This window comes from Methanosarcina vacuolata Z-761, assembly GCF_000969905.1.
GTDB classification, from domain to species: Archaea; Halobacteriota; Methanosarcinia; order Methanosarcinales; family Methanosarcinaceae; genus Methanosarcina; species Methanosarcina vacuolata.
The window spans coordinates 249,295-262,797 of sequence record NZ_CP009520.1; the positions used below are offsets into that span (position 1 = coordinate 249,295).

Annotated in this window: 10 protein-coding genes; 3 read left to right on the top strand and 7 right to left on the bottom strand. The window is 40.8% G+C overall.

Annotated elements, in window-relative coordinates; all coding sequences use genetic code 11:
• Position 1: 1 nt before the first annotated feature.
• The 4 genes from MSVAZ_RS01210 to MSVAZ_RS01225 are packed head-to-tail and all read right to left on the bottom strand — an operon-like array spanning position 2 to position 5,047.
• The gene (locus MSVAZ_RS01210; protein WP_232316172.1) at positions 2-1,480 is read right to left on the bottom strand and encodes a proton-conducting transporter transmembrane domain-containing protein; all 1,479 of its coding nucleotides are present in this window, start codon (positions 1,478-1,480) and stop codon (positions 2-4) included.
• Positions 1,480-2,178: a hydrogenase subunit gene (locus tag MSVAZ_RS01215; protein WP_232316173.1), complete on the bottom strand. Its 699-nt coding sequence runs from the start codon at positions 2,176-2,178 to the stop codon at positions 1,480-1,482. The genes MSVAZ_RS01210 and MSVAZ_RS01215 overlap by 1 nt, the downstream gene beginning before the upstream one ends.
• Entirely contained in the window at positions 2,175-3,116 is a 942-nt protein-coding gene (locus MSVAZ_RS01220) for a respiratory chain complex I subunit 1 family protein (protein WP_048117022.1), read from the bottom strand. Before MSVAZ_RS01220 ends, MSVAZ_RS01215 begins: the two co-directional genes overlap by 4 nt.
• Positions 3,113-5,047, bottom strand: a complete 1,935-nt coding sequence (locus MSVAZ_RS01225; RefSeq protein WP_048117031.1) for a proton-conducting transporter transmembrane domain-containing protein — start codon at positions 5,045-5,047, stop codon at positions 3,113-3,115. Before MSVAZ_RS01225 ends, MSVAZ_RS01220 begins: the two co-directional genes overlap by 4 nt.
• 514 nt (positions 5,048-5,561) lie before the next feature.
• Here MSVAZ_RS01225 and MSVAZ_RS01230 point away from each other — a divergent pair.
• Positions 5,562-7,148 (top strand): IS1634 family transposase, encoded by a 1,587-nt coding sequence (locus MSVAZ_RS01230; protein WP_048117034.1) that lies wholly within the window; start codon positions 5,562-5,564, stop codon positions 7,146-7,148.
• A 276-nt stretch (positions 7,149-7,424) separates the two neighbouring features.
• Here the strand turns inward: MSVAZ_RS01230 and MSVAZ_RS01235 are convergent, their stop codons facing one another.
• Positions 7,425-8,096 carry a dihydrofolate reductase family protein gene (locus MSVAZ_RS01235; RefSeq protein ID WP_048117037.1) on the bottom strand — a complete coding sequence of 224 codons (672 nt, stop codon included), beginning with the start codon at positions 8,094-8,096 and terminating at the stop codon, positions 7,425-7,427.
• A 156-nt stretch (positions 8,097-8,252) separates the two neighbouring features.
• On the opposite strand from MSVAZ_RS01235, the gene MSVAZ_RS01240 reads away from it, so the two are divergent.
• A complete protein-coding gene (locus MSVAZ_RS01240; RefSeq protein ID WP_048117050.1) occupies positions 8,253-9,164 on the top strand; it encodes an ABC transporter ATP-binding protein in 912 nt (303 codons plus the stop codon).
• Positions 9,157-10,428 carry an ABC transporter permease gene (locus tag MSVAZ_RS01245; protein ID WP_232316174.1) on the top strand — a complete coding sequence of 424 codons (1,272 nt, stop codon included), beginning with the start codon at positions 9,157-9,159 and terminating at the stop codon, positions 10,426-10,428. Before MSVAZ_RS01240 ends, MSVAZ_RS01245 begins: the two co-directional genes overlap by 8 nt.
• Before the next feature lie 236 nt (positions 10,429-10,664).
• Here the strand turns inward: MSVAZ_RS01245 and MSVAZ_RS21720 are convergent, their stop codons facing one another.
• Together MSVAZ_RS21720 and MSVAZ_RS01255 are read right to left on the bottom strand one after the other, a co-directional pair.
• A complete protein-coding gene (locus tag MSVAZ_RS21720) occupies positions 10,665-10,817 on the bottom strand; it encodes a hypothetical protein (RefSeq protein ID WP_198146831.1) in 153 nt (50 codons plus the stop codon).
• Between the two features lie 912 nt (positions 10,818-11,729).
• A complete protein-coding gene (locus tag MSVAZ_RS01255) occupies positions 11,730-13,310 on the bottom strand; it encodes a PAS domain-containing protein (protein WP_048117055.1) in 1,581 nt (526 codons plus the stop codon).
• Between the last annotated feature and the right edge of the window lie 193 nt (positions 13,311-13,503).

Sequence of the window (13,503 nt, forward strand, 5' to 3'; positions counted from 1 at the left end):
TTCACAGGTATCCAAGTTCGTACACGATTATGTTCAACAGTTTTTCCAGAGGTTCCGGAAAGACAACTCCAAGGGCCAGAATCATAAAAAGAATGGACAATATTGGAAATTTCATGCCTCCTCGGACTGTATAGGGGATAATCGGAGTTTCCGTGCCTTCGGTTCCAGCATCTTTCGAGCTCTGGGTAAAGGCTTCGATTAAAAATCTTGCAAATGCAGCCGACGCTATGACCAGGAGGAGGAGAACTGCAAAGACAAGCGGTTTCGAAAATCCGAAAGCTTCCAGCAGGATAAAAAATTTGGCCGAAAAAATCGGGAAAGGAGGCATGCCTATGATTGCAAAGCTACCAATAACAAAGCCCCAGCCTGCAACGGGCTGAAGTGAAAAAACATCTTTTATGTCCTTAATCAGGTTACTTTCGTATTGCCTGTGTAGAATGCCTGCCGAAAAAAAGAGTGAGGCTTTGGTCAGTGAGTGGGCAAGGATGTAAAAAAGTGTCCAGAAGAGAGCAAGAGGCGTTCCAATCCCTATTCCAAGGAGGAGAATGCCCATGTGTTCCACACTTGAAAATGCAATCAGCATCTTCAGGTTTTTCTGCAAAAGCATATTCAGGACCGCAACTGTGATGGTAAGCAGGCCAAAACCCAGAAGGAACTGAGATATCATAGTCTCGGCCTGAGTCTGCCTGACAATTGCGTACATCCGCAGAATTCCGTACATGCCTATATTCAACAGGACTCCGGATAAGATGGCGCTTACTGCTGAAGGGGCTTTTGAGTGGGCATCTGGAAGCCAGGTATGGAAGGGGAAAATCCCAGATTTTGCTGCAAACCCGATAAAAAGAAACACAAAACTTGCAGTCAACATTTTAGGTGACAGGAGGGCTGCATTTTTAGCCAGTATTGTCCAGTTCAGAGTCCCGCTGCCCAGTACTTCCCCGGAAAGTGTGTATAAAAAGATCAGTCCTATGAACGAAAAGAGCATGGCTCCCGAGGCTATGAAGATGTATTTGATGGCTGCGTCGATGTTTTCTTTGGCAGACAGGATTGCTACGAGTGCGGCTGAAAAAACTGTTGTCAGCTCGGCAAAGATCCAGAACAGAGCAAGGTTGTCCGAAAAGAAAGCCAGGGTCACTGTCGTAAGCAGGAGGCTGAAAACCATATAAAAGATTTTCAGGTTATTCCTGTGCAGTTCCTGGGCCTGCATCAGGCTCTCCACGTAACCATTTGCATAGACCGAAGCCAGGAAAAACAGCAAGGCCGCAATCAGAACTTCATAGAGGCTGAGATGGTCCACATAAAAGTATTCACTTCCGGTTTCAAAAATCGGGAATGGAGCAGTGAGCAAAACATAAACCCCGATTGTAAGAGACGCAAGGGTGTGTAGAATGAAGAAGGCATTCATTGCCCTGTGAGACTTTGAAAGCGTGATAAGGGCAAGAGCTATGGCTCCCACAGCCAGATAACTGAGTATTATCATTAATCTTCCCTCACTGACCAGATTCTAAGTGTCTGGAGGCGCTGATGATATTCTTCAATTGTAGAATCTATACCAATTGCCAGGATAGTTGTTAACAGTACAAGGATCATCAGGTCTATTACGATCAGGATTTCTATAATAAAAGGGAGATCCGCAACAAAAATCCCGAAAAGAAGAACTCCGTTTTCCATTGTCAGATAACCGATGGCTTTTGTAATCACTTTCCTCCGGCTGAATATCACAAGCATACCCATGAGAGTCAGCGATAAGCCTATAACAGCCCCCATGAAAAACAACTTTCCCAGAATAAATTCACTGAAAAAGCCCGAGAGAAAGACATAGGCAAGCAGAATCAGGCCCATGCTAACAATGAGGGAAGCTGTTGGTTCCAGGTAATTAAACTTCAGGTCTCTGCTAATCTTGATTTTTTCCCCGATATGGTTTATAAAAAGAGGAATTAGCAGTACCTTGGTTACAAGTGTAAGAACTGCTATCGAAAGCAGTGTTTGGCTGCCCTCGATCAGGTAGAGAAATAAAGCGATCAGGACCAGTAGTAAGGACTGGGAAGCGTATACGTTCAGCAGAGAGGCAATGTTCCTTGTGGAAAGGGTAAAAGCTGCAGTGATCAATACAAAGACAAAGAAAATCCTGATTATGTCTTCTAGAAATGCTGGATCTGCCAGTAAAGGAGATATCATGCAAATACCTCCAGCAGGATGGTAAGTGCGGAAAAGAAAAATGCCATCATATAGAAGCTGGGCAATCTGAAAAGCCGCATTTTTGCAATGGAAGACTCAAAAAGGCCTATTAATCCTGCAAGCAAGCTGGCTTTTACAAGGAAATAGAGGCATGAGACTGAAAGGCTTGCAAAGGTGATCTCGGTTGCAAGCCCCCAGGGGGCCAGAATATTTATCAGGACTGCCATCAGGATTGTCTGTTTAACGGCATGGGCAAGCTCTATTAAAGCCAGGTTTTTCCCGGACTGTTCCAGAATCATGGCTTCGTTCATCATGGTAAGCTCAAGATGCGTTGCAGGGTTGTCCACAGGGATCCTTCCTGTCTCCACTATGATTATAATAAAAAGGGAAATCGAAATAAGGGTAAGGGTCGGGCTTTCCGGAATCGTTGACCCGGCAGTTATTGCAAACATCTCATGAAGATTTACGGTTCTTAAGACATATGCAAGTGCAGCAAAGGCTATGACCATCGTAGGTTCAATGACTGCCGAGAGGCTCATTAAGCGGGAGCTTCCCATGCCCCCGAAAGTGCTTCCAGCATCAAGCCCGCAGAGTGCCGTAAAAAAACGTTCTATTGCGAGCAGGTAGAGGAAAACTATTATGTTTCCGATTCCTGCATGGGTATCAGGGATAAAGACTATGGGGACAAAGAGTGAGGCCAGAAGGAGAACTGCCAGGTTGAGGTAGGGAGTAATTCTCATGATTCCGGAAGAGTTGGGTGAGTACACAACCTCTTTTTGCATAAGCTTGCGTAAATCTAAATAGTTCTGCAGGAGACCTGGACCTTTTCTTCCCTGAGCGGATGCCTTGACTTTTTTAATCAGGCTCATAAAAAGTGGGGAAACCAGCAGGATAAAGCCCGTATTTAGCAGGGCGAATAAAAGGAATGAAGCATTCATGCGAAATACCTCGTAAATGTCATCAGTGTTAGTACCGCAATGAAAACGTAGAGTACATAGGTGTCCAGCTTCCCATTCTGCATTCTGGAAACCTGGGAAGAGATAAGGCTGACTGCATAGGCTACGGGAATATACAGGCGCTCTTCAAAGAATTTAATCAGGTGAATTCTCGCAGTTCCATTCTTAAAAATACTTCCTTTAGTATCTGAATATGTTCTTGTACTGGATATTTCAGTCCTGTAAATTTTTTTGAAAATGACTACAAGAGGCTCCGAAAAGCCTGTAGAGGTGTATTCCATTGTCGGGTGCTGGGCCAGGATTCCGCATCCCCAGGTTTCTTTGCTTATCCTTGTTTTTGAAGGGCCGGAATTGCGGACCATAATCCATACAAGCCCGCATGCTCCGACAAGAATCAACCCGAGAAGCAGCATGTCCGGAATCCCAAGGTCAAAGCCTAGCAGAGCCAGAATCCTGGATGAAAACAGCCCTGAAAGGATACAGAAAGCTGCAGGCACAGCTTCTCCGAACAGCATGGGTTTCGGGACTTCGGTGGCTCCCTGTGCACATTTTGTCCTCGGAAGGGCAAGGAAGGTAATTCCGAAAAGCTTTACAAAAAGAGCTGCTGCAAGCGCACTGGTGAGGGCAAATACCGAGAGGGTAATAATTAAAAGCACCTTTATTAGAGGGTCTGGAAGCTCAGAGGAATAAAAGTAAGCTTGAAAAAGCATCATCTCACTTACAAAGCCGCTTGTTGGAGGAAGGCCAGCAATTGAGACCGAACCTATCAGAAAAAGAGCGGCGGTTTGGGGCATTCGTTTTACAAGGCCTCCGAAGGCTTCGATGTTCCGTGTGCCAGTAGCATGGACCACTGAGCCTGCACCGAGAAATAGCAAACTTTTGAAAAGGGCGTGGTTGAAAGCGTGGAAGCAGGCTCCTGCAAGGCTTAAGAGTGCAAGGCTTTCAACTCCTTCCAGTTTAAATATCAAATACAGGCCAATTCCTGTGAAAATGATCCCGATATTTTCTATGCTGCTGTAAGCAAGCAGCCTTTTTATATCGCTTTCTTTAACAGCGTAAATAACTCCCAGTACGGCTGAGAGAGTCCCTGCTATAAGGATCAATGTACCCCACCAGAGTTCTGGGGTGGAGACCGAGAGCAAAAACCGCAGGAAACCGTAGATTGCAACCTTCAGCATAACTCCTGACATCAGAGCCGAAATGCTAGACGGGGCTGCAGGATGAGCATAGGGCAGCCATTTGTGGAAAGGAACAAGTCCTGCTTTGATTCCGAAACCGGTAAAGAGGCAGAGGAAAGACAAAGTCAGGTCGCTTGCCGGGTAATCCAGTGGTCCGAACTCGGCAGAGCCCGTCAGCCTGAACAGACTTATAAAACCCATAAAAAGAAAAGCTGTACTCAGACTTGTCATTATAAAGTAGAAAAGCCCTGCTTTTTTGTTTTCTTCCGAGGTATAATCGTGGAGTACCAGCATCAAGGAAGATAGGGACATCACTTCCCAGAAAACCAGGAAACCTACCATATTTCCTGCAAGTACGACCATCAACATGGCAAGGATAAAGAGGTTTGTGAGGGCTGCCTGAAGATCTTTTCTTGCTTCACTTTTAGCATGCTCCACATATTCAACGGAATATATTGAAACCCCTGACGTAACGGCTGCAATCAGCAGAATAAAACCTGCCGAAAGCTTGTCTGCGGCCAGGGTGAAATCCAGCCCTGGAAGAAATCCGATGGCTGGAAAAGCAGGCTCTTTTCCGGTGTACAGGATGATGCCTGCAAAAGCCAGAAGCAAGATCGAAGAAAGAAATGATAGGCCAAAAGAAGCTTTTCTTGCGTTTTTACTGCGGCACAGGAGAGGCAAGACAACTCCAGCTATAAGGGCTATAATAGCGCTGTAAATAAAAGCTTCTAGCAAACTCTTTCACTCCTTAAGCTGGCTAACCAAGTGTTCAGCCTTTTCAGCCTGTGTTTACTTAAGGCAAGATTACTTAAAGCAAGATTTTTGGAACTGGCTCCCCTATTATAAATTATGAAAACAATATCGTGGTTCGTATTTACACTCCACCCAAAATTTCGATTTCAAAAATTTTCGCTCGAATATTTTTCGCCTAAATCTTCCTAACATTACACAGATTTACATTATAAACTTTTTTGTAATTAATGCTACTTTTTCATTTTTGACACTTGCTTTCTAAAAATAGGGTGTATAGAGCTTCTCAACATTTAATAAAAAAGATTTTTTCCTGCTTTAAGATGAAAAATCTTCATTTTTTACACCATATCTACCCTTAATTCCCAAATTTTAAGCGCATACTTTTTGTATCCCTATTTTGCTCATTTAATTCGTGTGCAGATGCATACTAACTTACTCATTTCCAAACAACAATTCAAAAACTATCTATACTATTATGCGCTTATTATATAAGCGCATGAAGTCTATCCTCCGCATCAAGAAAATAAATGGAATTGAGTACTGGTACGAAGATATTCCTTATTACGATAAGGAAAAGAAACAAATTCGCCATAAATCCAAATATGTTGGCAGAAACATAAACGGTAAACCTGTTAGAGTTCGTGACGCATTAAACTCTTCCGATGAAATCGTGCAAGATGAGACTTCTTTCGTTTCCAGCAAACCTGTAAATGCTTATAACTATGGTGAGTTCCTTCCATTACAGAAAATAGTAGAAGAACTCAAAATTGAAGAGTATCTTGGTGATCTGTTCAATGAAAAAGACAGGAACATGATACTTTCAATGGCACTTAATCGTGTAATTCGTCCTACAGCTATGTATAACCTTAAAACCTGGTATGAGAATTCTGTTCTTTCTCTCCAGTGGCCTGAGTTACCCTTGAAAAGTCAAAACATCAGTAATCTACTTGCAAAAGTAGGTAATAGCGACATTCCATCCATGTTTATGGGTAAAATGTTTAGAAATCTTGGGACAAAACGCACATTAATGTACGATCTTACCAGTTTATCGAGCTACTCACAACTAATTAATCTTCTTGAATACGGATACAATAGAGACAATTGCGATCTTCCTCAAATAAATCTCTCCATGATTGTGGATAAGGAAAAAGGAATTCCGGTGATGTATGACATCTATCCTGGAAGTATTGTAGACGTTACAACTCTTAAAAATACTCTAAAAAAGATAGAAGCTCATGGAATGGAAAACTATACACTGGTAATGGATAGAGGCTTTTTCAGCAAGGGAAACATTGAGGAATTAGTAAGGGAAAAGATTCCTTTTATTATGCCAGCTACAATGGCACTTAAAAGTGTCAAAGAGCTTATGAGTTCAGTACAAAAAGACATCGAAAGTCCGGAATATCTTCATAAGTTTCACAAAAAACCAATATTTGTAAAGCCAGTGACTCTTGAGGAAAAGGAATTCAAGATCAATGGATACTGTTTCTATGATCCAAAGAGAGAAATGGAAGAAAAAAGCACATTTTACTCCCGTCTTTATGATATGAAGGAAAAACTGGAAGAAACAGCAATACCAGGATGGAGAAATGCGGCAGAGGTGTTCAAAGAGAGAGCAAGGGAAATGGCAAGTTTCTATTCGTGGAAAAAGATAGATGACCATTTCAAAATCAATATCAAGAAAAATGCAGTATCGCAGAGAATAAACAGAATGGGAAAGTTTTTCCTTTTTTATTATGGAGAACGTGATTGGGTAGAATGTCTCACTTACTACAGAGAAAGAGATATTGTTGAGAAAGGATTCAAAGTAATGAAAAATGATATTCAGTCGCTTCCACTAAACACAAACAAAGATTCAACAACAAAGGGATTCATTTTTGTCTGCTTTATCGGACTAATTATTAGAATGAAGCTACTGAGTATGATGAAGGAAACAAAAATTATTGAGGATTATACAGTAGAGAGTTTACTTTTAGAGCTTGAGAAGATCAGAAAAGTAGAACTGCAAAATGGAGAGGTAATAGTTACAGAACTCACAAGAAAGCAAAAAGAAATTATGGAAAAATTGAATTTATGCGCTTAAAAAAGCGGAAGTCAGGATCTACCTATATATATTAAAAATGTTTATGCTCTTTAAGTGACCATTGCCTTAGAATGACATTGATCAGAGAGAAAAAAGCTATTAAAAGAGAAAAGCTATTAAAAGAGAAAAGTTTGTATTAAAAGAGAATAGTTTGTATTAAAAGAGAAAATTTTGTATCAAAAGATCGGATTTCATATTAATAAAAAAATTTTGTATTAAAAGAGATAAGCTATTAAAAGAGAAAAGTTTGTATTAAAAAATATGTTTTTAACTTTTTTATTCTTTCAAAACCCGATATACCAGATGTACACATTGCTTTTCCACGATTTCATTTCTTAAAAGTTCAAGCCGAATACCGCTTTTTCCCAGTGTCCTGAAAAGATTTGTTCCATTCTTCCCTACAATTTCGGGAGTGAGAATAAGGCTGATTTCGTCGACAAGTCCATGTTCGAGTAATATACTGTTCAGAACTCCCCCGCTATCTGAAACTACAAGTTCAAAACCATATCTTTCATTTGCAATTTCAAGTGCCTGTCTTATGTTTACACGGTCTGAGCCTGTCCGGATGAAATCATAATTTCTTTCTTTGAGGTAATTGATGTAAGCTTCAGGAGTCTTTTGCGAGACCAGAACGATTGCGTCTTTGCTGAACTCGGAACGCCTGAACACATGCATTAACCCTTCAAGGATTCCCTTTGAGTCCGCAATCAGCCAGTATGCCCTGGGGTCGTCAGGATGAATTTCAGGTTTCTTGAAATCCGCTTCCTCTTCAGGTGGAATTTTTTCGCAGAAGAACTGGGTTCCGGTTTTCGCAGTGTTCGAGCCTACTATCATGGCATCGGGCAGATAACTGCTCAGGATTTTGTAGTGAACTCCAATATTTGCTTCGAAGCCCGTAGTAGAGCCGTCGAGACTTATACTGTTGTGAATAATTACTTTTGGTATCATACTATCCCCTGAATTTTCCTTATTTATCCGATTGAACTCCCATTAACCCTTTTAATACTGAAAAATTACTTTTAAAAGTCAAATCAGCTTTTAATTCCTTTAAAATTTCTATAATATATCGAAGAAGTTATCTGTATTGGAATGTATTTAATTTTAATGCATACTATAGAATTTGAAAGCGTATCAAAGTCTTTTTCAGAAAAGACTATTCTCGAGGATATATCGTTTTCAGTGAATCAGGGCGAGATCTTCGGGCTTCTCGGGCCAAACGGGGCGGGAAAAACCACGCTTATAAGGCTTCTTCTTGATATTCTCAGGCCGGACTCCGGGGAAATACGCGTTTTTGGAGATTTTCTGAGCCCGGATGCAAAAAACAGAATCGGGTACCTTCCCGAAGAACGGGGGTTGTATAAGAAAACGAGACTTCTTGATATGCTGGTTTATCTTGCACAGCTTAAAGGCGTACCAGAAAAACAGGCACATTTAAAAGCCGAATCCCTTCTCAAATCCCTGGAATTAGATCAACATAAAAACAAAAAAGTTGAAGAACTTTCCAAGGGAATGCAGCAGAAAATCCAGTTCCTTTCCGCAATTATCCATGAACCTGAACTCTTAATCCTTGATGAACCCTTTTCCGGGCTTGACCCTGTAAATACGAAGACAGTTATGGACAGAATCCTGGGACTCAGGGCAGCAGGAAAAACAATAATCCTCTCCACACATATGATGGAACAGGCCCAGGCACTTTGTGACAGGATCCTTATGCTTAATAAAGGCAGGAGAGTACTTTACGGTTCTGTAGATGATATCCGGAGAGAGCATGGAAAAAACTCTCTGATTGTAGAATTTGCAGAAAAAGGAGATTTGAACGCAATTCGGGAAATTTCTGGCATAAAGAAAGTAATAGAACATGGAAAATCGGTTGAAATTTTCCCTGAAGAAGAAATAAGCGTCCAGATCCTTCTTGAGGAGCTTGTCCAGAAAGCAAACCTCATACGTTTTGAAAAAAAGCTTCCTTCTCTTAATGAGATCTTTATTCAAACTCTGGAGAGTGCTTCCAATGAATAGTTTTTCCAAAAAAACCTTTATTGTTGCAAGGCATGAGTTCCTGAAAACAATAAAGCGTAAAGAATTTCTTTTTATGACCCTCTTCTTTCCCGTCCTGTTTGCAGGAATCAGTGTTGTTCCTGCAATGATTTCAGGTATGAGCCCAACTGAAGACCAGAGAGTAGGTTATATTGATATGACTGGCTCTTTCGAATTTCCAGAATCAATACAGAGCGAAGGCTTTTCTCTAGAGCCCTCAGAGACAAAAACCTCAGTTGTAGAATTTGTAATGTACAGGGACATTTCCGATGCAAGTCAAGCCTTACAGGCAGGAAAGATTTCTTCCTACCTCGTTATTCCTGAAGACTTTCTTAAAACCGGAACAATAGAACTGTATAGCCTTGAAAAAGAATCATCTATGCAAAATATGGGGCTGTCCTCCGGACTCTCGAATATCGTTATTACTTCCCTCCTTAAGGACAAAGTGGACGAGCTAACTCTCAACAGGGTCCAGGATCCGGTTAACATCAAGTTTTATAATGTGGGAGAGACCGGAGAGTCTTCTGAGCAGGGTATTAATGATATCTTTGCCAGCTTTGGTCTTCCTTTTCTTACAGCTTTTTTCCTCTTCTTCAGCATTTTTTCATCATCCGGCTTTCTGCTTCGCGGAGTTGCCGAAGAAAAAGAAAATAGGATTATAGAAATTTTGTTGTCCTCGGCAACTCCTTTTGAAATCCTTACAGGCAAGATCTTTGGCCTTGGCGCAGTCGGCCTTCTGCAGGTTGTAATCTGGCTTGCGGTAATATCGCTCAGTAGCGGGTATGCCCTTACTGTAAAAATCGAGCCTGTTACTCTCTTCCTTGCTGTCATTTATTTCATATTTGGTTTCCTATTTTTTGCCAGTGTGATGGCAGGAATCGGGGCTATCACCAGTTCCCTTCAGGAGAGCCAGCAAATTGCAGGAATTTTTACGTTTGTAGCTGCATTTCCCCTCATATTCGTGCAAATGATCGTTACAAGCCCGAACAGCTTATTTTCAGTCTTTCTTTCTCTCTTTCCCATTAGTGCGCCTGTAGCCATGCTTGCCAGGATGGGAACTACATCTGTGCCTCTTTACCAGATCCTTGCCAGCATCTTCATCCTGTTGATTTCGGTTTATGTTGTGATCCTGCTTTCCAGCCGGATTTTCAGGACTTATCTACTCATGTACGGGAAAAGACCGAAAGTAAAGGAAATATGGAAGAATATATGGACGGAATCCAGATCAATGAACAAAGGAACCTAATGCCACACATAATAATTGGTCAAATAATAATTGGTCAAATAATAACTGGTCAAATAAACTAGAGTTTTATCAACAGGATTTTATAATATTGAGTACATAGTATAAATTGGTTCATAGGGGAGTAGCTGTGAAATGGAGGGAAATACCGGACAGCTTCAAAACTGATCCAGTAATAAACTTCATTGACATAGAATAAACCTTGTGAACCACCTAACTGATTTTAATTCAACTTTTGTTCAATGCCTAAATTTTGCGAATTCTGTATCTACGAATCCTGAATCTACGAATCCTGAATCTACGAATCCTGAATCTACGAATCCTGTATCTACAAATCCTGAATCTACGAATCCTGAATCTACGAATCCTGAATCTACGAATCCTATATCTATGAATCCTGTATCTACAAATCCTGAATCTACGAATAGATCCTTTTTTCAGCCTTCTTTATCTATCCTCTACTGTTTTGTCCACTATTTTTTACTTCTGCGGTGAGTACAGCAGTCTCTCGGTTTCTACAGCAATTTTATTCTTTGCCCCAGATTTTTTTCTTTGCCCTGGATAATCGTGAATATTCCCTGTGATAATGCAGGTGCCATATTTTACATGGGAAAATATGGCTTTACGTAAGAAAAAATGGCTTTATATGGGAAAACATGGCTTTATATGGGAAAACATGGCTTTACATGAGATGCTGTAGCACCGATTGCAATCAACAGAAAAAGCATAACTATGAATCTGAAATAAGTAGGGTGTGATACTTTCAATTTACTTTCAATAGGATCCGCAATTGCAGGAATTGACATACTACTTATCAGAATAGAGAATATACCAGGGAGAATCTCACCTTGAAAGATCAATGCCATTCCTACAAACAAAAAATAAGCACCAATGGCATATCGAATAATGTTTATCAAAATAAACATTTTGTATCTGTGTTCATCTATTCTATCACCCTCACAATGAGTCGCAATTTTCTAAAACTTGTGGCACCTCATATTGAATATGAAGTGAGGCTGGAGCACTGCAGTAGGGCTGCGATTGTGAATTAGATTCTTTCCCTTCGTTTTTGCTGCCCTCAGATTGCATATATAAACAAGCACATTAGACATTAACAGTAAAGGCACATTTTGGGCAGTTGAATATGTAATTCTATTGAGTTTTCATTTCAACCACGTAAGTCTCACTTTTCACAGGTTGCAGCAAGCCGATAGCAGCAAGTATTTTCCATATTTTCTACTTTTATCTACGACTATTTATACTTTCTAGCAGGCCCTTTATGAGGTCTCCTAAAATTTCGAGACTTATGAAAGTTCTGCTTGAATACAGACTGGAGCGATATAGTTTACCACCTGGAGAGCAATGCTCTCAATGAAGTTTCGGATACTCCAGGGAATCTTATCAAGGGTATGGGAGGCGAAGTTCAGGCTGCCCACAATCTCTCCTCTATAGTTAAGAGGAATTATGGCAACAGATTTTATTCCTTCCCTCTTTACTGCGTCAACCATTGTATCGGAGTAGAACTCCAGTGAGTATATGGGCTTTCCAATCAAAATTTGCCTTGCCTCCAGAGAATCTGCCTTATATCTGGAAACTGTTTCTCTAAACTCGAGGGAAATTCCCCTATATGAAACCAGGTTTAGCTGGTCCAGGAGTTCGTCCTTGAGGTATATAACCCCTACATCAAGTCCGTTTATTTGAAGGCAGGAATCAAGAACCAGGTTGAGTATTGTCTGGAGGTTCCAGGTAGTACTCAGTTCCTTTCCGAGTTCTCGCTGGATCTCAAGCATTTTATGGGCTTCTTTCCTTTCTGTAATATCAACTACAAGGCCCTGGAAATGAGTTACTTTTCCTTCCTCATCTCTCTGGATAAAAGTTTTCTCTTCTACCCAGAGCATTTTTCCATCCCCCGTAAAAATTCTATATTCAACGTCGAAGTAATCCTGTTTCTCTGCAATGTTGCGTTTGAGGGTTTCAATAACTGGGCCTATATCATCTTTGTGAATAATGCTATTGTAAGGGATTTTTCCTGAAGTAAAATCTTCTACTCTATATCCGAACTTAGTTATGTTTTCTGAAACGTACACTGTTGGCAGGTTTTCTTTGTTTTCCCACAAAAAAGCTACTGCCTGGCTGTTATTTATTATAGTTCTCAAGAGTTTCTGAGTCTCCAAAGACTTTCGGAGAGCTTCTTCGCTCTCTTTTCTCTCAGTTACGTCCAGCACAAGCCCTTGAAAGTGAGTCACTTTTCCGTCAGGACTTCGCTGAATAAATGCCCTTTCATTTACCCAGTGGAGATCGCCAACTTTTGTAAAGATTCTGTACTCTATATTGAAGTCAACTTCACCTCTCCGGATACGCTCTTTAAGCGAATCCTCCACTCTCTTCAGGTCATCAGGGTGGATAATATCTCCATACAGGACCCTGCCTGAAATAAAGTCCTCCACTGTGTACCCAAACTGGACCACATTTTCAGAGACAAACTCAGAAGGCCATTTTTCTTCATTTTTCCAGAGAAATACCACTGCAGGACTGTTATTTACAACTGTCCTGATTATTTCCTGCATCTCAAGGACAGAAAGTAAATCCACAATTCCTATTGCTGCAATAACCTTCCCGTCCTCTGAGAAAATTGGAGAAACAACCACGTTCCTGCCAAGATACGTGCCTTCCTTGGGCACTCCACGTATGGTTTCGCCGGTCCTGAGCACCTCTTCGAGTACAGGGCCCGTATATTTTCTATCAAGGATTTGACCTTTCTCCAGGCGAAGTCCCTTTCGATTGAGGCTCCGGATAGTAGTTGGAAGCCCAACAAGAGAGTGTACTGCGACCGCTATAGGCTCAAGTTCATCAGATCCCGCATCTTCAGATATTAAATAAGTAATTCTTTCACCCCCAGAGATCCTGAAATTCTTAAACGTAAAAAGATCGAAGAATTTTCAGCAAGAAGAACTAAGATCTTAACCCTTTATATGTCTTTTTTTCCTTATTTTAAGACATTTTTAGTGGTAAACATTTTTAGTGGTAATACATTTTTAGTGGTAAACATTTTTAGTGGTAAACATTTTTAGTGGTAAC

Bases quoted from the DNA above. Each gene is read 5' to 3' on its own strand.
- MSVAZ_RS01210 (WP_232316172.1), bottom strand. From the start codon at position 1,480: ATGATAATACTCAGTTATCTGGCTGTGGGAGCCATAGCTCTTGCCCTT.
- MSVAZ_RS01215 (WP_232316173.1), bottom strand. From the start codon at position 2,178: ATGATATCTCCTTTACTGGCAGATCCAGCATTTCTAGAAGACATAATC.
- MSVAZ_RS01220 (WP_048117022.1), bottom strand. From the start codon at position 3,116: ATGAATGCTTCATTCCTTTTATTCGCCCTGCTAAATACGGGCTTTATC.
- MSVAZ_RS01230 (WP_048117034.1), top strand. From the start codon at position 5,562: ATGAAGTCTATCCTCCGCATCAAGAAAATAAATGGAATTGAGTACTGG.
- MSVAZ_RS01235 (WP_048117037.1), bottom strand. From the start codon at position 8,096: ATGATACCAAAAGTAATTATTCACAACAGTATAAGTCTCGACGGCTCT.
- MSVAZ_RS01240 (WP_048117050.1), top strand. From the start codon at position 8,253: ATGCATACTATAGAATTTGAAAGCGTATCAAAGTCTTTTTCAGAAAAG.
- MSVAZ_RS01245 (WP_232316174.1), top strand. From the start codon at position 9,157: ATGAATAGTTTTTCCAAAAAAACCTTTATTGTTGCAAGGCATGAGTTC.